Genomic DNA, 23,403 nt, shown 5'->3' with positions numbered 1-23,403 from the left:
TGAGTGTCTCAATTTCTTTTTATAAATAACCGAGACGCGATCGAAAAGTCCTGATTAGTACGTTATCAGAAAACATGGACGTGATTCTATGCCATACAACAGCGGATTTTGATACCCTCGGCGCAGCTGTTGGGGTGAGTCGGTTACGTCCGCAGTCTCGCATCGTTTTGTCGGGAGGAGCGCATCCTCCAGTTCGAGATTTTTTGGCGCTGCATCGAGATGAGTATCCGATGATTGAACGGCGGTCGGTCAAACCCGAATCGATTCGATCGATTACGGTCGTGGATGCTCAAATGCGCGATCGCTTAGGGAGTACGGCTGCATGGCTCGATTTGCCGCAGGTGGAAATTACTCTATACGACCATCACGTTGAAGTCGATCGGGATATTTCGGCTGAGCAAACATTTTTTGATGCGGTTGGCGCGACTACTACGATCGTGGTCGAACAGTTGCAAGCGGAAGAAATTTCAATTACACCGATCGAAGCAACCGTTATGGCATTGGGAATTCATGTCGATACGGGGTCGTTGACATTTGATCATGCGACGGCGAGAGATGCGCTCGCGCTCGGTTGGTTGATGCAGCAAGGTGCAAGCTTAAAAGCGATCGCGCAATATGTCGATCCAGGGTTATCTCCACAGTTGCAGGCACTTTTGAGCACAGCCATGGAGCATTTACACACTCAGGAGATTGAAGGGAATACGCTCGCCTGGGTAATGCTCGAAACAGAGGAATTTGTGCCTGGATTGTCGAGCTTAGCTTCGAGCTTGATGGAGTTGACCGAAAGCGATGCGCTTTTACTTGGGCATCGCTATTCCAGAGGGACAGGAGAAGCCTTAACCGTAATTGGAAGATCTAATATTGACGGGACGAATCTGAATGACCTCTTTCAACCCCAAGGCGGGGGACATGCAAAAGCCGCTTCGCTGAGTGTGCGAGATGTCGATGCGGAGGCATTTCTCGATCACTTAATTGAACAATTCAAGGCGCAGATTCCCAAGCCTTTGAGTGCGCGCGAATTGATGTCTTCACCTGTGCGGACGATCCGACCTGAAACGACGATCGAGGATGCACAGCGGATTTTGTTGCGGTATGGGCATTCGGGATTGTCGATCGTGAATCAAGAGGATCAACTCGTTGGCGTGATTTCCCGTCGAGATTTAGACATCGCGCTGCATCATGGGTTTAGCCATGCGCCAGTGAAGGGCTATATGGCTTCAAATTTGAAGACAATTACACCAGAGACTTCACTCCCAGAGATCGAAGCGTTGATGGTGACGTATGACATTGGCAGGCTTCCAGTTTTAGAACAGGGAAACTTAGTTGGCATTGTCACGCGCACGGATGTGTTGCGGCAATTGCATCAGGGTAAAAAAGAGCCTGAAAAAGATTTGTTTCCACTCCGGTATCTCTTGAGATTGGAGCGATTTGCAGAACCGTTTCAGAAGCTTTTGACGATCGCGGCTGAAGCGGCAGCAGAACGGGGTTGGCATCTTTATTTAGTCGGCGGAGCTGTACGAGATCTGTTACTGGCTGATCCGTCTGAACCCGTCGCGCTCAGTGATATTGATTTAGTCGTGGATGGTTTTCATCAAGCGGCAACAGTTGGAGCAGGAGTCGAACTTGCTCGATCGCTACAAGCTCTCTATCCTCAAGCTCGATTAGAAATCCACGGCAAGTTTCAAACGGCGGCACTCCTTTGGCATAACGATGCAGAACTCGATTCACTATGGATTGATATTGCAACGGCACGAACTGAGTTTTATCCTTATCCAGCGGCGAATCCGGAAGTTGAAGCTAGTTCGATTCGGCAGGATTTGTATCGACGCGATTTTACCGTCAATGCTTTGGCTTTGAGATTGACCAATCCGCGATCGAGTGAGTTGCTTGATTTCTTTGGGGGAGTGTTGGATTTGCGAGCGCGGCAAATCCGAGTGCTACATGCGAATAGTTTCATTGAAGATCCAACTCGAATCTATCGCGCCGTTCGGTTTGCTGTGCGATTGGGATTTGTCCTTGAACCCCAGACCGAGGGCTATATTCGACATGCGATCGACAGTGGTGTGTATGAACAGCGCGATCGCATTGTTCCAGCATTGCAAACTCGACTAAAAGCAGAATTGAAATACATTTTGCAAGCCCCGTACTGGAGGGCAGCCATTCGCAAACTCGCTGATCTGGATGCGCTGACTTGTATTCACCCCACGCTCAAGCTAGATGCAGCCCTCTGGCGACAAATGAGACTTGCAGATTGGTTACAGCGATGTGACATGACCATTCCGCATTGGCAAATTTTGCTCGAAGTGTTGATTGCGAAAATTGACGATCGAGCAAACGTTGCTCAAGCCTTACAGCTTCCCGCAGATGCGATCGAGCGGCTGGCAAATTTAGCAGAAATTGAACGCCAGTTAGAGCAATTGCCGCACTGTGAAAAGACCAGCCAGATGGTGCAATTGCTCAAACTGTTTAGCTCGGAAACACTGATATTAGTTGCCGTCAGAAGTTCAAGAACCATCCGGCGATTGATCTGGACGTATTTCTCGCGCTGGTCATTGGTCAAAGCACCAATTGATGGAACAGATCTCAAAGCCTTGGGATACAAACCTGGAAAGCAGTTTAAGCAAATGTTAGACGACTTGCTAGCAGCAACGCTTGACGGAGAGATTAGCGATCGTTCACAAGCTGAAGCCTTTCTACACAAGCGGTATCCGTTAACATAGGGTCTGAACTTTTAGGCGATCGACGAATGCTATATCGACGTTTTGGACGCACCGAACTGCAAATGCCCGTTTTTTCCTGCGGAGGAATGCGATATCAGTTCAAATGGCAAGATGTTGCGCCGGATGAAGTCCCCAACGATCAGCAGGCAAACTTAGAAGCGACAATTCGACGATCATTTGAATTAGGGATGTATCACATCGAAACGGCTCGCGGCTATGGTTCTTCTGAAATGCAATTGGGCAAAATTCTGCCAAAATTGCCCCGCGAGAAACTGATTGCTCAAACCAAAGTTGCACCTGTGGCAGACCCAAACGAATTTAGAAAAACGTTTGAGACTTCGCTGAGCTATTTAAAACTCGACTATGTTGACCTGCTCGGACTGCACGGCATTAATGACACGGAAACATTTGAAGATGCGCTTCGCTGTTTAGATGTAGTGAGATCGCTGCAAGAACAAGGCAAAGTTCGCCATGTCGGATTTTCGACACATGGTTCCACAGAAATTATTATCAAAGCGATCGAGACGAATCAATTCGATTACGTCAATCTGCATTGGTACTACATCAATCAACTGAATTGGAGCGCGATCGCAGCCGCAACCGCTCACGATATGGGCGTTTTTATCATCAGTCCGACAAACAAAGGCGGCAATCTGCACGAGCCTCCAGCTAGGCTAAGAGAACTTTGTGCGCCGCTTTCTCCAGTTGTGTTTAATGATTTGTTCTGCCTCAGTCATTCTCAGGTTCATACCTTGAGTATTGGAGCCGCGAAACCGACTGATTTCGATGAGCATTTGAAAACATTGGCGTGGATAGATCGCGCAGATGAAATTCTGCCTCCAATCATTCACCGTCTAGAGCAAGCCGCGATCGAGCGATTGGGAGAAGATTGGTTTAAGCGGTGGCACGTTGGCTTACCCTCGGTCGATGAAACTCCTGGACGCTTAAATCTTCATACAGTGATCTGGTTGAGAAATTTAGCGATCGCTTACGATTTAGTCGATTATGCGAAGATGCGCTACAACCTGTTAGGTCAAGCCAGCCATTGGTTTCCGGGCGCGCGCGTCAGTGAAATTGATCTAGAAGCATTGCGATCTGTTCTAGAAAAAAGTCCGTTTCGCGATCGCATTCTCGACGTTCTGCGTGAGGCTGATCAACTGCTGGGAGGCGAAACCGTGAAACGTCTATCGCAACAATAGAAGAATTTCTCGATCGACGCTCCTCATCCATCCGTAAACATCGAAACGAAATTAGAAATTTCTGCAAATTTAAACGTGCAAACTTTTTCGGACAGGGTAAAGTAAGGAGATTCTGTTTTATTGCCCTCAGTGCAGGCACTGAATTTTTTCTGTGATTGCGATCTATCCTGGCAGTTTTGACCCGATTACATACGGACATCTCGACTTAATTAAGCGAGGTGCGCTGTTGTTCGATCGAGTGATCGTCGCCGTTCTGCGAAACCCTAACAAAACTCCGCTCTTTACTGTTCAACAGCGTTTAGAGCAGATCCGGATCGCAGTCCAGCACATTCCCAATGTGGAAGCCGATAGTTTTGAGGGCTTGACTGTAACTTACGCTCAACTGCGAGGCGCATCTGCCCTCTTACGAGGATTACGAGCCGTTTCCGACTTTGAGATGGAGTTACAAATGGCACACACCAATAAAACATTATCGACTCAAATCGAGACGGTATTTCTTGCCACCTCGAACGAGCACAGTTTTCTGAGCAGTAGTGTTGTTCGAGAAATCGCCAGATTTGGTGGTTCGATCGACCATCTTGTTCCTACCCATGTCGCCGAAGATATTTACCGATGCTACGCCAAGAATCACCCAGTATCAGCCCTGACGGATTCACCGCTCCCGAACGCCGCAACAATGGTGCAAGAGACGTGCAAAGAGTAGGAAGTCTCGATATTCAAAGAGAGTTGAATCGGCTGGAGGAGATGATTCTCGACAGCCCCAGAATTCCGTTATCGCGTCGCACGCTGATTGATGAAGAGCAGTTTCTCGATCAGTTAGATCTCGTCCGGTTGAGCTTGCCCGAAGCATTTCATGAAGCGGTCGAAATTGCCCGTCATCGAGATGAGATTCTCGATCAGGCAGAACAGTACGCTCAAGAGATTGTCGAAGAAGCAGAACGGCGAGCGGCTCAATTGATGAATGAGTCCGGCATTATTCAACGGGCAGAGCAAGAAGCGCAGCAGATTCGCCTCTCGGTACAGCAAGAGTGTGAAGCAGTACAGCAGCAAACGATCGCTCAAATTGAGCAGATGCGTCGCCAAGCTCAGCAAGATTTAGAAGAGATGCGACGGATGGCGATCGAGGAAAGCGAAGACGTGCAGAATGGGGCGGATGAGTACGCTGATAAGGTGCTGCGCGACATGGAATCGCAGATGACAGAGATGCTAAGAATTGTCCGCAATGGTCGGGCACAGTTGCAAATCAATCAGCCGCAACCACAACAAGTTGCTCCACCCAAACCGATGCCGCCGAAGGGCAATCCAGAACAACGGAAGCCGCAGCAGTAGAGTGCAAAGCCGAATCCATCGCAAGTGTTGAGTTTCGGCTTCACCGAATGCGGCGATCCGTCCTAACCTTGTCCTGCTTTCAAATTTGAGAGCATTTCGACTGCATCTCCTAATGCAGTGGTTAGGCTTTTGCGAGTTTCGCTGTGGCTGAGTTGTTCAGCTTGCAGATCTTGGGCGAGTTGATTGCGATCGCTCCACACTTCAATTAGTTTTGCCTGAAGTTCTGAAACCGTCTGCATCTCAAAAATTTCGGATTCTACTTCAGTTTCGGATGCGTACGAGGCAGTTTTGACGCGATCGAGTTCTGCGTACAATTGAGCGATCGCATCTTGTAGTGCTAATACCTCAGAACGGCGTTGTTCTGCTTCAATCTCATAGCGTCTGCGCCAATTATCAGCACTCGCATGAGCAGCCTGCTCTGACGCTTGGGCTGCCTTGACTTGTTGCTGTAGGTCTTTAATTTCTTGCAGCCAGCCAACAACTTGTTGCGACATCTCTGTATCCTTATGTAATCCTGTGTTCAACACGATACATCAAGATTTCAGTTTCAGTTCCAGTTTTGATGGGCGCGATCGAGAACATATTCGGCGACGGATTGAATTTCCGATTCGCTCAAGCGATCTTTGTAGGCAGACATATTTCCTTTTCCATTGGTGATAATTGCTACGATCGTTTCGACTGTCCCGTATCCATTCTTTTCTAAGGCTTTGAGCTTCAACGTTTTTCCGCGTCGAATAATGTTGCCGCCATTTACATGACAGCCTGCACATTGAAGCTCAAATAACTGTGCAGGTGAATTGTCTGCCCAAGCTGGCGAGGAAAAAAGTAAAACAGCACTTAAGAGAATGGCAATGAATTTCAGCATTAAGGTTGCAAATCAGTTTTCTGGATTTTGACATACTCCGGATTTCTTCGGCACAATAGCAAATGTTGTGAGGAAATCAGGAGCTTGTCGTGATCGGGAAAATTGCTATTGGCGTTGCGTGTTTTGCGATCGCGTTTGTTCTCGCGAGTCTGGTCGAGTACTGGGTGCACCGACTCATGCACAAGCCTTACAAATTGGGCGAACGGCATCGCGATCATCATCGCCGCAATGAAGGGCAAGGCGTGATTTGGGAGTTTTTTGATTATCTCAAAGGCACGATTCTGATTATGGGATTGTTGTTTTTTGTGTCGATCGAGGCTGGCATCGGCTGGTTCTTAGGCGGATTAGTTTACGCTGCGTTTTCTTCTTACGCGCATCAACTCCAGCATGAGAATCCGACGAAATGTTTTTGGATGAAGATGCCTGTGCATTATGTGCATCACAAATATGGCATGTGGCATCACAACTTTGGCTTAGCTGTCGATTGGTGGGATCATGTATTTGGAACTTATAAACTCGTCGATTGGTTAACAGAGCAAGAATTGAGCCAACCGGAACGGGGATATTTAGAACTGCGTTGGCGGTAGGGTTGAAGCGAGTGAACTTAGTACAGCGTTAGTATTCCAAGATTGGGATCTGCGCTGAACTGAATCATGTCTTCGTAGTGCGATCGCAAAATCTCTTCAATTTGGTGAGTTGGGCAATTTCCTCGTCGAATCCAAATTACCTTAGGTGGAAATCCTTGCAAGGTAATCAACTCACTGAAATCTGAGTCTCTAGTGACAACTGTGAAATGATTCTGCTCCGCATATTGCCAGAGGATGCGATCGTCTGCTTGATCCAGTCCCAGGAATGAAACGTGCTGAGAGTCAGGATACAAATCAGCAAGCCGTTGAACTAATCGAGGCGAGAGATTTTGATCAAACAACAATTTCATGCTTGAATTGCCAGCGTTTGACGTTCACGCTCAGCGGCATAACTTAAGCAAGCCAGAATATCTTCATGGGTCAAATATGGGAAATCGTCTAGGATTTCTTCATAAGTCATCCCTGAAGCCAAGTAGGACAAAACATCATAAACGGTGATTCGCATTCCCCGGATACAAGGCTTGCCACCGCGCTTCCCAGGCTCGATGGTAATAATGTCTTGATAGCGCATAGGTCGCTTGCCTACAAAATTTCTTCCATTTTAGTATCTTCTAAATTTCTTTATTAACAGGCGGATTTTGGGCTATAAGATCCGACAGTGTTTTTTATACAAAGCGAATCATCGTGGCAGTGTCTCCGATTTCTAAAACCGTTCCAGGTTGGGTTTATCTATCTGTTGTCACCAATGTCGTATTCGGCACAACGTTGGGATTGTGGTTCTTAGGCGATCGCTATTTCACTGAAACGTTGCTCTATCCCCCCGCCGCTCGGACTGCAACCGTTGCAAAAGCAGTTGAAACCCCAGAGATTGTCGCGCAAGCTGCTTCGATGCCGTTGGGTCGATCTTTGACGTATCAGGATTGGGTCGATCTGCTTGAAAAAGAAGCGAAAGCCATGATCAAACGAAAACCCGATCGCTTAATCGTGATGGCAGGAGATTCGCTGACGCTTTGGTTTCCTCAAGATCTGCTACCAAGCGATCGCACTTGGCTCAATCAAGGCATTTCTGGTGAAACCGCGTCGGGCTTAGCAAAACGCTTGAAATTGTTTGATCAAACGCAACCCGAAGCTATCTTCGTCATGGTCGGAATTAATGATTTGCTCAAAGGCAATTCTGAGCAAGAGATTCTCGATGCCCAAGCCGACATCATTGCTCAATTGCAGAAATCTCATCCCAAATCAAAAATTGTTCTTCAGTCGTTGCTGCCTCGTGCAAAAGAAGAAATTACCACTGCCAATGCAACTCAGGTTGAAGCCCTGTCAAATGCTCGAATTTACCAATTTAATCGCCGTTTAGCCGCATTAGCTGATCAAACTAAAGTTGAATTTCTAGATTTGCAGCCGCTTTTTGCAGACAAAGAAGGGTTCTTGCGATCGGACTTAACCACCGATGGCTTGCATCTCAGCACCCAAGGATATTTAGTTTGGCGATCAGCAATTCAAACTTTCAATCAATTGGCGCTGCGTTAGTGTTTTATGATCGGATCGTAGGCGCGAGGAAGTTGTGAAATGGATACCAAGGCGTTTAAGCGATCGCTCAATAGTTCTGAAAATTATCACCGCAAAGGATTCGGACATGATGCGGAAGTTGCAGATACAATGCAGTCCGAATATCAGAGCAACTTGATTCAGGAAATTCGTGAGCAAGCTTATACGCTCAAACGAGGCGATGTGACGATTCGACTGGCGCAAGCGTTTGGCTTCTGCTGGGGCGTTGAACGCGCTGTCGCAATGGCTTATGAAACCCGCCAGCATTTCCCAACCGAACGGATCTGGATTACCAATGAGATTATTCACAATCCCTCGGTGAATCAGCGATTGAGAGAAATGAACGTCTTGTTTACGCCTGTTGTGGCTGGGCAGAAAGATTTCTCAGAGGTTGCAAAAGGGGATGTCGTAATCTTGCCTGCATTTGGGGCAAGCGTGCAGGAAATGCAGTTATTAAACGATCGCGGTTGTACGATCGTCGATACCACTTGTCCTTGGGTTTCTAAAGTTTGGAACACCGTTGAGAAGCACAAAAAAGGTGATTACACCTCGATCATTCACGGCAAATACAATCACGAAGAGACGGTTGCAACCAGTTCGTTTGCTGGAAAGTATTTGATTGTATTGAACCTCGCTGAGGCGCAATACGTTGCTGATTACATTTTGAACGGGGGCGATCGCGAAGAATTTCTGACCAAATTCAAGAAAGCAACTTCTGCCGGATTTGATCCCGATCGTGATTTAGTTCAAATCGGCATCGCGAATCAAACCACGATGCTCAAAGGCGAAACTGAGCAAATCGGCAAATTGTTTGAACACACGATGCTGAAGAAGTATCCGCCGAATGAATTGAATCAGCATTTCTTGAGTTTTAATACGATCTGCGATGCGACTCAAGAGCGGCAAGATGCCATGTTCGATCTCGTCAAAGAGAAGCTGGATATGATGATTGTGATCGGAGGTTACAATTCCTCGAATACAACACATTTGCAGGAAATTGCGATCGACTACAAGATCCCGTCTTATCACATCGATAGCGTGGAACGGATTGTGTCCCGCGATCGCATTGAGCATAAGCCACTGCACAAAGATTTGGAAATCGCTGAGCATTGGCTACCTGAAGGCGAAATCGTTGTAGGTATTACTTCTGGCGCTTCGACTCCCGATAAAGTTGTTGCAGACATTATTGAGCGAATTTTTGAATTGAAAGCGGCTGTTCCAGCATGAAATCGGTTCGATGCAGCTTCCTAAATCTTTATAAAATTCTGCTGTGTAGCTTGATTTGGCTTTTCACCTGCTTTTACACGACTCCAGTATGGGCAGGTGCATTGTCCGATCGCGTTTCTGCTTACCCGGATTGGCACAATAAACCGCCCGTTTCTCAAGCAACAGGCGATCTGATCTACCCCGATTGGATCGCTGGAACTTGGCATGTGAAAAGCACCTTAATCGATCTCGTTGCTCCCCTCGCTCCTAAAATTGTCACGCCAGGATTCGAGAGTAATCGGCAATATGTGAATCAGCCGATCGAATTTGATGTGCGATTCAAGCCCAATCCAACTCAAATCATTGCCGATCGCGCTTTTAACGGATTGAATATTGCGCGGGCATATTTGGGCGATCGCGCTGTGCTTTCCGTCAAAGTTGATCCGAATTCTCCGAATAAACAAATTACCGTTTTGAGAGACGATCGCATTCTGACTTCAACGATTACAGGTCGAGCGATCGAGACTCCTGATCCCAAACAATTCATTACGAGCGAGATTTTTCAACAAGTCTTTAGAAGTACATCTCAACCCTACTTAAACCAGGTTGAAACCACGACTGCCTATCAGTTTGTCGATGGAAAAATTGGAGCAGATCAAATTACTGCCATCTATCTTTCGCCGCAAGATCCTGACTATTTCAATGCAGGAAATACACCCGTCGCATTGTATCGATATCGCCTAGAATTCTCGCCACCCAAAATGAGTAATTAGACTCATCAAAAAACTTAATTTCTGTTGTGAATGTTACAGATAATTGCTGCTTAGTTCCAAAGTAAACTTTAATTTCTTACGCTAGAAAGGCAAGCATGAGTTTGTTATTCTCACGATACAGATCAAGGAGTTGTTACTCTCACAGTTCCTAAAGATCTAAGGCATCGAAGTTTTCTGACCCTTTTTAACTATTCCGTTTTCGTGAGTGTTAGCGAGCCACGTGCGGCTCTCTCACAAAATCTGATTCATGACCGCGATTTGAAGAAGTTGCTGATCTTGAACGATCGACAGCTCTATTTTTGACTTTTGAACCCCACCCGATTTTTAGAGATGAACCCTTACTGCGAACAATGGATTGCCGATTGGTGTCAAACAAATGGCTGGACAGACTGGTTTAGAGAACGCTCCAGCTATTGGGCATTTCCGCCCAATTCTGTCATGCCTGTTCCGATCCCCAGCTCAGTTTTACACGCCATTAAAGCTGAAAAAGGCTTGAGCCAGGACGAACGATTCTGGAGCTTAAGTGCATTGGTGGGAACGGGTCTTGCCGCAGCTTTAGGATTTGCGATCGCGTCTCCGATGCCTTTATTAATCGCATTTGTGGGATGTGCAATTGTATTCGCGCAATTAGATAGTGAAGAAGTTTAGATGAGGCAGAAGCTTCGGGATGCGAGGCTTCTGTCGTATTCAGCTAGAATGGGTATCTGTCAAAGATTTCGAGAACGCCCATGACTGCTGCTCGCCGCTATCACATCACGACGTTTGGCTGCCAGATGAACAAGGCAGATTCCGAGCGTATGGCTGGAATTCTAGAAACAATGGGCTTTGAATGGTCAGAAGAAGCCAACGAAGCCGATCTGATTCTCTACAACACCTGCACGATTCGGGATAATGCAGAGCAAAAAGTTTATTCCTATCTCGGACGGCAGGCACAGCGGAAACAAGAAAATCCGAATTTGACGATCGTCATGGCTGGATGCGTCGCACAGCAAGAAGGTGAAGCCTTACTGCGACGAGTGCCCGAACTCGATTTAGTCATGGGACCGCAATATGCCAACCAGCTCGAAGATTTGTTGGAACAGGTTTTTAGTGGTCAGCAAGTCGTTGCGACTGATCCCATTCATATTGTCGAAGACATTACAAAACCGCGACGCAATAGCGATGTCACGGCTTGGGTAAATGTGATTTATGGCTGTAATGAGCGCTGTACGTATTGTGTCGTTCCAGGCGTTCGTGGAGTCGAACAATCTCGGACACCGGAAGCGATTCGAGCGGAAATTGAACAGCTTGCAGCCCAAGGGTACAAAGAAATCACCTTATTGGGTCAGAACATTGATGCGTATGGGCGAGATTTGCCGGGAGCCACTCCAGAAGGGCGACATCTGCATACGTTCACAGATTTGTTGTACTTTGTGCATGATGTACCGGGTATCGATCGCATTCGATTCGCAACCAGTCATCCACGCTATTTCACAGAGCGTTTGATTCGAGCTTGTGCGGAATTGCCGAAAGTGTGTGAGCATTTCCATATCCCCTTCCAATCCGGCGATAACGATGTCTTGAAGGCAATGTCACGCGGGTATACGCACGAACGATATCGTCGAATCATTGACACGATTCGCGAATATATGCCAGATGCGTCGATCAGTGCCGATGCGATCGTTGGATTCCCAGGTGAGACTGAAGCCCAATTTGAGAACACCTTAAGTTTGGTGCGCGATATCGGATTTGATTTGATCAATACAGCGGCATATTCTCCACGTCCCGGAACTCCTGCGGCAGTTTGGGAGAATCAGTTATCTGAAGAAGTCAAAGCCGATCGCTTACAACGATTGAATCATTTGGTGTCGCAAAGCGCCTCAGAGCGATCGCAGCGATATGCAGGACGAATTGAAGAAGTACTGGTAGAAGCTCAGAATCCGAAAGATCCAACGCAGGTGATGGGGCGGACGCGCGGAAATCGGTTGACGTTCTTTGCAGGCTCTATCGACGAACTCAGAGGTCAAACCGTCAAAGTGAGAATTACCGAAGTAAGATCGTTCAGTCTGACGGGACAACCTCTGATTGAGGCTCGTCTGTAGGAACGGAGAGGGTGGGATTCGAACCCACGGAACCTTTCGGTTCATTCGATTTCAAGTCGAACGCATTCGACCACTCTGCCACCTCTCCAAGGGACGTGTATTATCTTATCCTATTCAGGTGATTTTGGATTGATTTCCAGCAAAAAGCCGCGATCGCTTTCAAATACGATCGCGGCTTTTTCGTTCAGTTCAATTTAGGAGTGGGGAACGATTAGTCTTGAATTTCTTTCAAGGCATATTGCGCGATCGCCAAAGTTAACCGCGCCTGCTCGGTTTCTGACAATTTCGCCCAATCGGTCGATTTTACGCTCTGTTCTTCGCCGCGCATCGAATAAGCCAAAGGACGCGCCAGCACGTGTAAATCATCTTCTGCCCACTGCGGCAATGCTTCTTGTACACAAAGCACCAACTGATCCGCCAGACTTGCTGAAGAGTTTGCCAACTTCTCAGCCTGACGCGCGATCGTATTCAGAATCGCCTGCGGCACAGTTGCAAACTTCTGAGCCAAAGAAGCTTCCAGAGTTGGAGCTGCGAACAAGGTATCTAAATGAGAGAAGAACGCATCGGCACGATCGTTGAGTTCGGATTCTGGCAGCGCATCGAGCGAGAACTTTTGATCTAAAGCATTAAAGAAAGATTCCGCCTCCGCATCGGCTGGATTCCACGGATAGGCAATCTTACTTTGAGAGACTTCCGCAATTTCAACTTCGACCGTCTCAACATTGCCTGGCTCATTCCACCGCACTGTCACGGCTTCCGAGTCAAGCAACGCTGCTGCGAGTGCCTGCCGAAGTTGGAGTTCGAGAGAGTTAGAGGGACTTGCTTCGTGTGCCATGACAATATTCCGCATCGAGTGAACTAAGGGTGGGTATGTTTGATGGCTATGACTTCAAGCCGATCGTTACCAGTTCCGTAACTGACCTCACAATTTACGCGAATTCTCCTAAAATTTCAAAGTTCTTAGGAGAGAAGAGTGGGGGGTGGGGAGTAGGGAGACCTCCCTAATTCCGTCCGTCCGCAGGCGAAACCAAAAATTCTAAAACCGAATTCTGCGAGCCACCAAACTTAATTTGTGCCCCAGATTGTAGTGGCACTTCATAATTATGGACTTTCTGCCACCCTTTTGAGGTAGAAACCCAGGTTCCATACCGGGAAAAATCGCGCAGAAAATAACTGGGTTGCAGCGTGTCTGGGTTGGCACTGCGGTAGAAAATTTCCGCATGTTTCCGGGACACTCCAGGTTCATTCGCCAAGACTAAATCATTCTCAGCACTCATTCCGACGCGCATTAAGCCGCCCCGAATCGTCCAAACTTTGGCATTTTCTAGCGATCGAATCGAGGCGACCGGATTCTGCATTCCTAACTGGCTCGGCGTATGCGGAATTTGCGTGAGTCCTTCTGCGATCGGCTTAATTAATTCGCCATCAAATTCAGGGTGCATGTACAAAACAGGCAGCGTCCAAGCTTGATGATTAAACCGAAATAAAGTCAGCAAATGTTGACGTGCAACAGCGACAGCTTGATCGATCGGCATCCGTTCTGACAACGCCTGAGCAAAAGTCGCGATAAAACTTAGCGCCTCTTGATCCGTAATCGAATCCCGCATCGCCAAAACTGCTGGAACCCCATGATGCAGCAAAACTTCCGCCAAACTGCTCCGGGGAATCGTTTCTGCCCCTTGCTGCTCGGGTTGTGCGCCCCAGCAGGCATTAAAAACTGCCAGTTTCACATGACAACGAGTCAGAACCTGCGCCAATTCTGTCCCATTCATCGGCAGATTCGGACGAAGGAATAACAAGCCGCCATCTGGAGCCGGAACCCCGTGACCTGCATAAAACAGCACATTATATTGACCGCTTTCCAAGCGATCGATTAATTCCCCCGAAGTTGGCTGTAACAACGTATCGACAAAACAAGGCGCAGCTAGGCGATTGATTCCCTGTCGCTCCTTGAGAATTCGGGTCAGCGCTTGTGCTTCTTGCTCAAGTTTGAGTCGTTTTAATTCGTCGCCGCTTTGAGACAGGTCGGGAGCCGCATCTTGTCCTAAAACCAGTAAAACATTGAGACTCGACTCCGATCGCAACACGGGCAAAGCATCCACATCGCTCGTCGTGCGGCTAAATAAAAGCTGCTGACTCAACGAAATTGCCTGCTTTCCGGCATCAGGCTGCATAATCTCCCACGGCAGTGAAATCAGATCCGGATCGCGCACTTCTAAACGCAATCTCAGCGCTTTTCCTTGCCCTTGAGCGATCCCTTGACTGCGGTTAAGGCTACTTTCAATCACGCCATCAAACAGCCATTGCCACAAATTGATGCCCAGATTCTGCATCAACCGCGCACCTCGCGAAATTGGCTGTCCCACAGGTGTTTCGGCTACCTCGATGGGAGGAGTACTCACCTGGGAGATATGCGGCACATCCGGAACCCCGCGCGTCGAAAACATTTCTTGCCACGATCGCCAATGTTGTTTCAGTTCAGCCGTCCACAGACAATCGCGTAAGAGATAGCCGCCTCGGTAAGGGGCTTCGATCACATGAATTGCAAAATGTTCAGCTTGAGAGGCGCGTAATCGTGCGATCGCTAAACTTAGGCAAGGAAGGTCAGACGGTGACATGAATCGGCAAAGGCTGGGTTAACACTCCGGAACTTTAATCTTAAAGGCTATCCGGTAATTAATCTATGGCGTAGCCGATGGGTTCTCTTTTGCAGACTCAGCAGCAGACTCAGCACAAGCTCCAATCTGGTCAGGTTTGGGGGAGATGCGGGTGAAATTCGCGATCGCACTTTCTCTTTGCCACCCCATATTTCCTAGCCTAACTGAGTTCACCAGTTTCCCCTCAGTCGGCAGAGTACACACTTTCAATCTCAACCAATTCGATTGATCTGAAGTCGATCGCTGTTGTCCGACAACTTGCAGAACGGTTCCAGAAGACATGCGACCCAGAATCTCATTTGCCGTCTCAGTCGATTGCGCAGCATTTTTGAACAGCGGCAGACCTGCTGTTTGATCTGCGGTCTGAATTTGGATAAATGAACCGGAAGTCAGCGGAGTCACAGTCGGAGAAGCGGGAACTGGCGGTACTGTCGCAGAAGGCACAGGCATTCGATTAGTAAAACGGGCAATCAATTCTGGAGCAAGCAGGGTCGCGATCGCACCTGCAATGCCCAATAATGCCAATACGATGAACAAAACTTTGAACCAATTGATCCGACGGGGTTCTGCAATCTGAGTTCTCAATTGAGACACTTCGCGAGCAGCCAGCATCTGAGTGGGCTGAGCTAAAGCAGGCGAAATCGTTTGAGCATTCTGCGATCGCCGCGATTCTTTCGTTTGACAATGAATCAAGCCAACCGTGACATTATCGTGCCCGTTGCGCGTGTTTGCGATATTGATTAATTGCTGTGCGGCTACAGCCACATCAATCTTCCCGTCTAGAATCGGAGCAATTTCGGTTTGCCAAACTTCTTCGACCCGATCGTTGTCACTCAATCCGTCTGAACACAACAGATAGACACAATCCTCATCGAGAATCAATCGCTGTACGGTGGGGCGCAAATAGCTCGAACTCCCCATCCCCAAAGCTTGCACTAATGATCCCGCAGAAGAACGCTGTAACGCATCTCGGTATAAGGAATATCCCAAGCGAGCCTCACGCGACGCGACATCATCATCTAAAGTGACTTGATAGCAGCCCTTGCGAGTAATGCGATAGGCGCGACTATCCCCCACATGCGTGAGATAGAATTCATGCCCTCGAACTAATCCCATGACCACAGTCGTGCCCATGCGCTGCCGTTCTTGCCGCCGTTCCGCATCGTTCTGTTCGGAGATCGCATCATTCGCCTCGCACACTGCGGCTTCTAATTCCTGCTCAATCTCATCCGATTGAATCGCTTGAACTTGGCGCGCGATCGTCTCGATCGCTAAATGTGAGGCAACCTCTCCACCCTCATGCCCACCAATCCCATCACAGACGATCACGAGATTCGTCTTTGCCTTCGTTGCACTCGGTGGATAGCACGCATCTTCGTTACTTTGACGGCTCGGTCCTTGATCGGTCGCCGTTGCAATGTGAATCTGGCGAGTTTGATATTGGGCTTGATGGGCGATCGCTTGATCCAAGACTGAAATTAACGACTCAATACTCGAAATCTCTCCGTCAACTAAGTTCTGGCAGATTTGCTGAAAGAAATCCGCGATCGCAGAGTGCGGCTGCCAAGTTGTCCACAATTCTCCTAACTGCGTCAGAGCGGGAGATTGCCGATCAAATCGCAATTCCAACAGTCTCAGGGTGTCGCCGTCGGCAAACAGTTGATTCGGATCAAGCAAAGTTGAAGCAACGTTTTCAACACTCAATCGTTGCCAGAGTCGCGCAATTTGCTCAAGAAAATGTAATTGGCGAAATCCAGAACTTGCATTCCACACTTGAGTTAAAGCAGGCATGAGTTGCCCATCTGTGGTAATCGGAGCCGATTCGAGCAGAATCAGATCAGACAAAACAGCATAAGGCTGAGGAATCGTAGGGCGCTCTGCCATCAAATGCAAATAGGGTTCGAGTTGGGGAGGAACCTCGACTGGATTCGGTGGAATTCCGGGTTTGGTATCTAGAACAATTTGGGATGATTTGAGCAAATAGCGATCGTCGAGCCGTTCACCAGGCTGACCTGCTTTTACCCCCATGACCCAGAGATAGCGTTTGGGAATCCGAGTTTGGCAGTGATGGCAAAACTCCTGAGTGACGGGGTTGAGCGCCTGACAAAAGTAATTCGGGCATTGCACGATCGGATCAGTTTGCATTGACAAAGTGGCATGTGATTTGCTCAATTCATCACTCTAGCAAGTTTTGCCCTCGGTCGGAGATGGCATTTCCGAGTTTCCTCGCGTTGCGATCGCAATTTTCTGAGGCACAATAAGCCAGATTTTAGTGAGATTGGCTATGTCTTCCGTGTTCCGCCATCTGGGGTTTGCTTCGCTGATATTGGGGTTATTGGTATCGATGCCAAAATCGATCGCAAACCCAGTTTCTTCTACACCCTCTACATTTGTGCCAACGGCTCCACCTCCCGTTGCTCCCCCGCTGAAAGAGAATTTCGTTCAACCTGATTTCCGGATTTCTGCGCTACAACGCGATTTTCAAGGCAATCTCTGGTTAGCGACTCCGCAGGGCGTGAGCCGGATTAATCCCAACACAGGACGGGTAATCTCTCAGACGAAATTGCCGAATCTGTCGATCTCGGCATTGGCGCAAGATAAAGTCGGACGCATTTGGGTGGGTACAGCAGAAGGGCTGTTTCGCATCGATCCAAAAACCAATACGGTCACAGCACAAACTCTGACGCTGCCCTCGAACCGGGTGTTGTCCTTATTAGTTGATCGTCGTGGCTTTCTCTGGGTCGGCACCGATTCTGGACTTGCCCTGATTAGTCCGGATCAAGGCTTAAAAATGACGACGCTACAAAATCTGCCTGGGATTAGCGCTAATGCTTTAAGTCTTGATCCTGAAGGTCAGCTCTGGGTCGGGACGTTGGACGGCTTGGTTCAGGTCGATACAGCAAGTGCGAAAATTTTGCACCGGATGAGTTTAGAGGAAGGAACAGCACAGTCTTTAGCACTCGATCGACATGGTTCACTGTGGGCAGGAACCACCAGCGGACTGGTAAAAATCGATCCGTTGCAGCGCCGCCGCTTACGATCAGTAACTCAACTCAGAGGACGCGATATTGTCTCAGCAGGATTTGACGGGGTTGGAAGCATTTGGGTCGGCACAAGCGCTGGACTCTTTCGGGTCAATCCTTACAATGGCGCAATTATCGGTCAAGTTCCTCATCTTCCCTCGAATCAAGTCATGTCTCTCGCGCCTGACACGGGCAATAAATTGTGGGTCGGAACAACCGAGGGTTTGGCTTGGGTCAGTATGACCACTTATCAAACAAAGCCGCATTTGATGTTCAGTCGCAGTGTTGAAGAGAACCCCTCAGAATAATGTCCAGTCGCAGCGTTGAAGAGGAACTCCTAGAATTAAGATAGATCTTCAACTCTCTTCATTCTTTCGGAGTTCTGATGCTCATTACGCCGCAGCATTTGATTCAGTGGAAACAGCAAAATAGAGCGATCGCAGTTCTCACAGCTTGGGATTATGCGATCGCTTCAATTCTCGATCGCGCTGGAATCGAAGTGATTCTGGTCGGGGATTCGCTCTCCATGGTGGCACTTGGGCATGAGACAACTTTGCCGTTAACGCTGGATGAAGTGATTCATCATGCAAAAGCAGTGCGGCGCGGCGTGAAGGAAGCCTTGTTAGTCGTCGATTTACCGTTTCTGACGTATCAGGAAAGCTGGCAGCAGGCGATGCATTCAGCAGGGCGAATTCTGAAAGAGACGAATGCAGGTGCAGTCAAATTAGAAGGCGGCTATCCCGCGATCGCGGAAACTGTCGCTCGATTAGTTCAAGCGGGCATTCCTGTCATGGGACATGTAGGATTAACACCGCAATCAGTCAGACAGACGGGATTTCGTCAGCAAGGTAAATCGCACGAGGCGGGAGAAAAGATCGTAGCCGAAGCGATCGCGCTGGAGCAGGCAGGGGCTTTTGCGGTTGTGATCGAGCATGTTCCAGCGGATTTAGCCAAAACGATTACGGAGAGTCTAACGATTCCTACGATTGGAATCGGCGCAGGCATTCATTGCGATGGACAAGTGCTAGTGACCTCAGATGTTTTGGGATTAGGAACTTGGAAACCGAAGTTTGCCAAGACCTATTTGGATCTGAATGCGTTGATTACGCAAGCGGTGCAAGAGTTTGGGGAAGAGGTACGAGCGCACAAATTTCCTCCCGAATCCTAGTGATCGCGGCTTGAGATCACTCCTCCTCGATCCCAGAATCGTGATATAACAATTAAGGTTTCTTTACAGAAAACAACACTGACTCACAGAGTAAGTCGGGCTGGGGATTTCAGCCTGATTTTTAGTGGCAAATTTCGGTCGAAACTTGCCCTACTTATTGTGGTTATTACAGTCCTCCCGGAGAGAAGAATCGCTCATGACGGTATCGCTCACGCCCGATTACACGACCCTCACCAGTCCCGACACGAAACTTCGCCTAAAAGACATTATCAAAACTTTGCCCCGCGAATGCTTTCAGAAAGATATGCGGAAAGCTTGGACTGCCGTTGTGGTCAATGTTTTGATGGTTGGTCTGGGGTATTGGAGTATTGCTGCTTCCCCTTGGTTTCTTTTGCCGATCGCGTGGATTTTTACAGGAACTGCGTTGACCGGATTTTTTGTGATTGGGCATGACTGTGGACATCGATCGTTTGCACAGCGCAAATGGGTCAATGATCTCGTCGGTCACATTTTTATGGCTCCGTTGATCTATCCCTTCCACTGCTGGCGGATTGGGCACAACCAGCATCACAATCACACCAACAAAATGGATGTGGATAATGCGTGGCAGCCTTGGCGGACAGAGGTTTATGACAACCTTGATCCGATTACGAAGACCGCCTACACCACGACGCGCGGACGCTTATGGTGGCTCGCTTCGATTCTGCATTGGGCTTTGGTTCACTTTAAGCTGTCGAACTATAAAACTCGCGACCACGGCAAAGTGAAATTGTCGATCGCGGTTGTGGTTGCATTTGCAGCGATCGTGTTCCCAACTTTATTCCTCACGGTTGGCGTTTGGGGCTTTGTGAAATTCTGGTTGATGCCTTGGTTGGTCTATCACTTCTGGATGAGTACGTTCACACTGGTTCACCATACTTTGCCAGATATCCAATTCAAAGAGCCAGAAGAATGGGATGCAGCTCAGGCGCAACTATTTGGAACCGTGCATTGTGATTATCCGAAGTGGGTTGAGTTTCTCTGCCACGACATCAATGTGCATATCCCGCATCATCTTTCCACTGCGATTCCTTCTTACAATTTGCGATTGGCAGACAGCAGTTTGATGAAGATTTGGGGATCGAAGTTGAGACGATATCAGTTCTCTTGGGGATTGATGAAGGAGATCACAGATCAATGTCATCTGTATCATCCTGAAGAGGCTTATCAATCGTTCAAGTCTTACGCGAACAAGTAGATTTGAGAAATTGAGTTAAAAAGCGCGATCGACAGATGTGTCGATCGCGCTTTTTTAGTTCTCTAGGCAAATTGAACACTCATATTTCGGGTGTGCTATCGAATCAATTCAGCCGTCCGCTCCGCCTTTGCAAGCTGCTGCAACTTTCCCCGCAGATCCGCCCAATGCACATTTTCCAAACTCGATAAAACAACATGAGCCTCACCGACCCGCTCAACGGGTCCGAGTCCGACTGCCCACATGCCTGCTGCCAGCGCTGCTTCGATGCCTGCTGCCGCATCTTCAAACACAACGCAAGCCGCAGGATCAACTCCTAACTCGTTTGCCCCAAATAAAAATAAATCCGGTGCAGGTTTGGGACGCTCTACACTATGTCCATCGCCAATCACATCAATGTATTCTGCAATTCCGAGCTTCTCAATCACCGGACGCGCATTTTTACTCGCAGAGCCTAACGCAGTTTTGACTCCAGCTTGTTTGATCTCTTTCAAGAAATCTAAAACCCCGGGGAGTAAATCAGTCGGTGAGATTGCGTCGATCGAGTCAACATAGTACTGGTTTTTGCGCTCCATCATGTCTTCGATCTGAGCTTCACTGTAAACACGATCGCCGATAATCTTCATCAAAGAAGCCCGGCGTGAAATGCCTCGCAACGCCTCATTGGCTTCGCGATCGAAAGGCAAGCCCTCTTCATCCGCTAATCGTTGCCAAGCTCGATAGTGATACTCAGCCGTATCGGTCAAAACACCATCGAGATCAAAAATCACGCCTTGAATGTCAGAAGAAGTCATAGTTCTTTTGGGGGTTGTAGGATCTGCTCTCAAATCAAATTCATGCCATTGATCGCGCCAGTGAATGCGGAATTTCAACCGTGTCCAGCCCGGAGGTAAGTGAGGATGAGCAAAGGGTTCTTCGCCAAATTGCACGCCTCCAAAACCGAGAACAACAGCTTGCCAGATTCCGCCTGCCGACGCGCCGTGAATGCCATCGTCCGCATTGCCGCGAGTATCTTCAAGATCGACCATCACAGCTTGCATAAATCGATCGTAGGCTTCAACCGTATTATTCAAATCCGACGCAAGGATGGCATGAATCGCAGGACCCAAAGATGAGCCGTAAGTAATATCGGTGCGAGGCGCATAGTAGTTCCAATTTTTCTCTAGCGCTTCGAGAGAATAAGGAGACTCTTGAGATTGCCGCATTAAGTACAGCAGCATCAAGACATCCGGTTGTTTGAGCACTTGAGCTTTGTCGGCTCCCGCGATCGTTAAAATTTCCTGCATCGATTTCGTGCGCGGCTCGTAGTCCTCCAGATTAATATCTTCGAGATCAAAAAAGCCATCGCATTGCTCGATCAAGCCCGAGGGATGGCTGTGAATAAACATATTCGTTGCAATGTCTTGCCAGCGCGATCGCCGTTCGGAGGTAATTTTTAAGCGATCGCACAATTCGCCTAATTTCTCAGGTTGCGTCTGTTTCAGCCAATCATAAATATAAATCGCTTTTTCCAGATGCCATTGCGCCATGCGATTCGTGAATGTATTGTTATTCACGTGCTCATGGTACTCATCTGCACCAATTACTTCCCGAATTTCATAGCGTTCATAGCGAGTACTCCACTCAACACGGCTCATCCAAAACACAGCAGTATCGAGAATGATTTCTGCGCCATAGTCGCGCATCCATTCATCATCTTGAGTCGCTTGCCAGTAGTACCAGGACGCATAGGCAATGTCTGCGCTGATATGAATTTCGCGATCGCGACACCAAATCCGAATATCTTCGCCATAAGGATCTTTTGGCAATGCCCAACGTGGGGTGACTTCATCACCTGTATCCGCGCTTTCCCAAGAGTACATTGCGCCTTTGTAGCCGTAGTAAGTCGCTTTCCGACGCGCCCCTTGAATGGTTCGATAGCGGTAGGTCAATAGATTGCGAGCAAGATGCGGCTGAGTGAAGGTAAAGAACGGCAGAATAAAAATCTCGGTGTCCCAGAAAACGTGACCGCGATAGCCAAAGCCTGAAAGGGTTTTCGCGGGGATGCTCACTCGATCGTCATGGCGCGCAGCGGCAATCAACAACTGAAATAGGTTATATCGCACCGCCAACTGAGCGCGGAGATCGCCTTCAATCACAATGTCGCTTTGCTGCCACGCTTCTGCCCAGCTTTGTTCGTGAGCATCAAACAAGTCTTGATAGTTGGTCAAAGCGGCGAGCTTACTTTGAGCCGATTGAACCGGAGCTTCCACCTCGCGAGAAGTGTAGATTGTGATCAAATTCTCGATCGTAATCGTTTGCTCAGCCGGAGCCGTAAAGGTCGTCGTCAACGTGGGATAGCCCGGAACATTCGTGACTTGCACATTTCCCTGTGCGCCACTCAATGACAAACTCGATGCCATTGCTAGTTCAATATGAGACGTTCGCGTGCGGACTTGCAACCAAACGCCATGCTCGGTTTTCCCCTGTCCTAGCTGTTCCCAATGGTTGAAGCCTTGGTTTTCTGGATAGCCATTGATACTCGCTTGCACTTCCACGATCGCATCTGCTTCTAACGCAGTGATTTGGCAGCGCAACCCGACCACATGCTCATCGGCAAGACTAGCAAATCGCTCAAAATGCAGCCGGATGGTTCTGCCACTCGGACTGCGCCAGTGAATCGTTCGACTCAAAACGGCTCGGCGCACATCTAATTGACGCTCGTAACTCAGAACTTCGCCTTGATCTAAACGAAAGCGATCGCCATCGACAATAATCAGCAGTGGCAGCCAATCCGGACAATTGACCAGTTCGGTATAGACAATCGGAACGTCATCATACACCCCATGAATTAACGTAGCAGGCTGAGATTGAGCATAGCCCTCTTCAAAACTGCCACGGGTTCCAAGATAGCCATTGCCGATCGTAAAAACGGTTTCGCGCGAATTGAGCAATTCGGGGACAAATTCCGTTTCGATGACTGTCCAATCTGTGTAGACCAAAGGCGAGCGGTCGATTTGAGTCATGATGCAGG

The 23,403-nt window shown here is 48.3% G+C and carries 21 protein-coding genes and 1 tRNA gene; 13 read left to right on the top strand and 9 right to left on the bottom strand.

All coding sequences use genetic code 11. The features are described from left to right. Positions 1 to 74: 74 nt before the first annotated feature. From OU814_RS01450 to OU814_RS01435, 4 genes are all read left to right on the top strand, one after another. Positions 75 to 2,720: a CBS domain-containing protein gene (locus OU814_RS01450; RefSeq protein WP_268179890.1), complete on the top strand. Its 2,646-nt coding sequence runs from the start codon at positions 75 to 77 to the stop codon at positions 2,718 to 2,720. 26 nt (positions 2,721 to 2,746) lie between these two features. Further along, the gene (locus tag OU814_RS01445) at positions 2,747 to 3,919 is read left to right on the top strand and encodes an aldo/keto reductase (RefSeq protein WP_268179888.1); all 1,173 of its coding nucleotides are present in this window, start codon (positions 2,747 to 2,749) and stop codon (positions 3,917 to 3,919) included. Positions 3,920 to 4,070: 151 nt separating this feature from the next. After that, positions 4,071 to 4,622, top strand: coding sequence for a pantetheine-phosphate adenylyltransferase (gene coaD / locus OU814_RS01440; protein ID WP_190648490.1), 552 nt, complete (start codon positions 4,071 to 4,073; stop codon positions 4,620 to 4,622). Then, positions 4,532 to 5,248 (top strand): ATP synthase F0 subunit B, encoded by a 717-nt coding sequence (locus OU814_RS01435; protein ID WP_268179885.1) that lies wholly within the window; start codon positions 4,532 to 4,534, stop codon positions 5,246 to 5,248. The genes coaD and OU814_RS01435 overlap by 91 nt, the downstream gene beginning before the upstream one ends. A gap of 62 nt (positions 5,249 to 5,310) precedes the next feature. Here the strand turns inward: OU814_RS01435 and OU814_RS01430 are convergent, their stop codons facing one another. Then, positions 5,311 to 5,742, bottom strand: a complete 432-nt coding sequence (locus OU814_RS01430; protein WP_268179883.1) for a hypothetical protein — start codon at positions 5,740 to 5,742, stop codon at positions 5,311 to 5,313. Between the two features lie 53 nt (positions 5,743 to 5,795). Further along, entirely contained in the window at positions 5,796 to 6,113 is a 318-nt protein-coding gene (locus OU814_RS01425) for a c-type cytochrome (RefSeq protein WP_190648496.1), read from the bottom strand. A gap of 89 nt (positions 6,114 to 6,202) precedes the next feature. Here OU814_RS01425 and OU814_RS01420 point away from each other — a divergent pair, with 89 nt between their 5' ends. Further along, positions 6,203 to 6,700 carry a sterol desaturase family protein gene (locus tag OU814_RS01420; RefSeq protein WP_017290899.1) on the top strand — a complete coding sequence of 166 codons (498 nt, stop codon included), beginning with the start codon at positions 6,203 to 6,205 and terminating at the stop codon, positions 6,698 to 6,700. A 17-nt stretch (positions 6,701 to 6,717) separates the two neighbouring features. Here the strand turns inward: OU814_RS01420 and OU814_RS01415 are convergent, their stop codons facing one another. Both OU814_RS01415 and OU814_RS01410 read right to left on the bottom strand, forming a co-directional pair. Beyond that, the gene (locus OU814_RS01415; protein WP_017290900.1) at positions 6,718 to 7,050 is read right to left on the bottom strand and encodes a DUF5615 family PIN-like protein; all 333 of its coding nucleotides are present in this window, start codon (positions 7,048 to 7,050) and stop codon (positions 6,718 to 6,720) included. Next, positions 7,047 to 7,271: a DUF433 domain-containing protein gene (locus OU814_RS01410; RefSeq protein WP_017290901.1), complete on the bottom strand. Its 225-nt coding sequence runs from the start codon at positions 7,269 to 7,271 to the stop codon at positions 7,047 to 7,049. Before OU814_RS01410 ends, OU814_RS01415 begins: the two co-directional genes overlap by 4 nt. 113 nt (positions 7,272 to 7,384) lie before the next feature. Here OU814_RS01410 and OU814_RS01405 point away from each other — a divergent pair, with 113 nt between their 5' ends. The 5 genes from OU814_RS01405 to miaB all read left to right on the top strand — a co-directional run bounded on the left by OU814_RS01405 (position 7,385) and on the right by miaB (position 12,308). Next, on the top strand, positions 7,385 to 8,230 hold the full coding sequence (locus tag OU814_RS01405) for a GDSL-type esterase/lipase family protein (RefSeq protein ID WP_017290902.1): 846 nt from the start codon (positions 7,385 to 7,387) through the stop codon (positions 8,228 to 8,230). A gap of 39 nt (positions 8,231 to 8,269) precedes the next feature. After that, the gene (locus OU814_RS01400) at positions 8,270 to 9,475 is read left to right on the top strand and encodes a 4-hydroxy-3-methylbut-2-enyl diphosphate reductase (protein ID WP_268179877.1); all 1,206 of its coding nucleotides are present in this window, start codon (positions 8,270 to 8,272) and stop codon (positions 9,473 to 9,475) included. Next, complete coding sequence (locus OU814_RS01395; RefSeq protein WP_268179875.1) at positions 9,472 to 10,227, top strand: DUF6816 family protein; 756 nt, start codon at positions 9,472 to 9,474, stop codon at positions 10,225 to 10,227. The genes OU814_RS01400 and OU814_RS01395 overlap by 4 nt, the downstream gene beginning before the upstream one ends. 330 nt (positions 10,228 to 10,557) lie before the next feature. Further along, a complete protein-coding gene (locus tag OU814_RS01390; protein ID WP_017290905.1) occupies positions 10,558 to 10,875 on the top strand; it encodes a hypothetical protein in 318 nt (105 codons plus the stop codon). Positions 10,876 to 10,955: 80 nt separating this feature from the next. After that, on the top strand, positions 10,956 to 12,308 hold the full coding sequence (gene miaB, locus OU814_RS01385) for a tRNA (N6-isopentenyl adenosine(37)-C2)-methylthiotransferase MiaB (protein ID WP_017290906.1): 1,353 nt from the start codon (positions 10,956 to 10,958) through the stop codon (positions 12,306 to 12,308). A gap of 3 nt (positions 12,309 to 12,311) precedes the next feature. Here miaB and OU814_RS01380 read toward each other — a convergent pair. From OU814_RS01380 to OU814_RS01365, 4 genes are all read right to left on the bottom strand, one after another. Then, positions 12,312 to 12,396 (bottom strand) — tRNA-Ser (locus OU814_RS01380). Positions 12,397 to 12,519: 123 nt separating this feature from the next. Then, entirely contained in the window at positions 12,520 to 13,143 is a 624-nt protein-coding gene (locus OU814_RS01375; protein ID WP_268179871.1) for a hypothetical protein, read from the bottom strand. A 166-nt stretch (positions 13,144 to 13,309) separates the two neighbouring features. Next, complete coding sequence (locus OU814_RS01370; RefSeq protein WP_017290908.1) at positions 13,310 to 14,926, bottom strand: CHAT domain-containing protein; 1,617 nt, start codon at positions 14,924 to 14,926, stop codon at positions 13,310 to 13,312. Between the two features lie 63 nt (positions 14,927 to 14,989). Then, positions 14,990 to 17,110 carry a PP2C family protein-serine/threonine phosphatase gene (locus OU814_RS01365; protein ID WP_268179868.1) on the bottom strand — a complete coding sequence of 707 codons (2,121 nt, stop codon included), beginning with the start codon at positions 17,108 to 17,110 and terminating at the stop codon, positions 14,990 to 14,992. Positions 17,111 to 17,249: 139 nt separating this feature from the next. Between OU814_RS01365 and OU814_RS01360 the strand changes: the two genes are divergently transcribed. From OU814_RS01360 to OU814_RS01350, 3 genes are all read left to right on the top strand, one after another. After that, positions 17,250 to 18,296, top strand: a complete 1,047-nt coding sequence (locus tag OU814_RS01360) for a ligand-binding sensor domain-containing protein (protein ID WP_268179866.1) — start codon at positions 17,250 to 17,252, stop codon at positions 18,294 to 18,296. Positions 18,297 to 18,373: 77 nt separating this feature from the next. Continuing rightward, a complete protein-coding gene (gene panB / locus OU814_RS01355) occupies positions 18,374 to 19,156 on the top strand; it encodes a 3-methyl-2-oxobutanoate hydroxymethyltransferase (protein WP_268179865.1) in 783 nt (260 codons plus the stop codon). Positions 19,157 to 19,352: 196 nt separating this feature from the next. Further along, the gene (locus OU814_RS01350; RefSeq protein ID WP_268179863.1) at positions 19,353 to 20,393 is read left to right on the top strand and encodes a fatty acid desaturase; all 1,041 of its coding nucleotides are present in this window, start codon (positions 19,353 to 19,355) and stop codon (positions 20,391 to 20,393) included. A gap of 95 nt (positions 20,394 to 20,488) precedes the next feature. Here the strand turns inward: OU814_RS01350 and pgmB are convergent, their stop codons facing one another. Then, positions 20,489 to 23,395: a beta-phosphoglucomutase gene (pgmB, locus tag OU814_RS01345; RefSeq protein ID WP_268179861.1), complete on the bottom strand. Its 2,907-nt coding sequence runs from the start codon at positions 23,393 to 23,395 to the stop codon at positions 20,489 to 20,491. Positions 23,396 to 23,403: the final 8 nt, after the last annotated feature.

The sequence above is a fragment of the Leptolyngbya sp. GGD genome (assembly GCF_026735145.1).
In the GTDB taxonomy this organism is placed as follows: domain Bacteria; phylum Cyanobacteriota; class Cyanobacteriia; order Leptolyngbyales; family Leptolyngbyaceae; genus Leptolyngbya; species Leptolyngbya boryana.
Note: the sequence above shows the minus strand (reverse complement) of the source record. Positions and strands in the feature narration are given on the sequence as shown.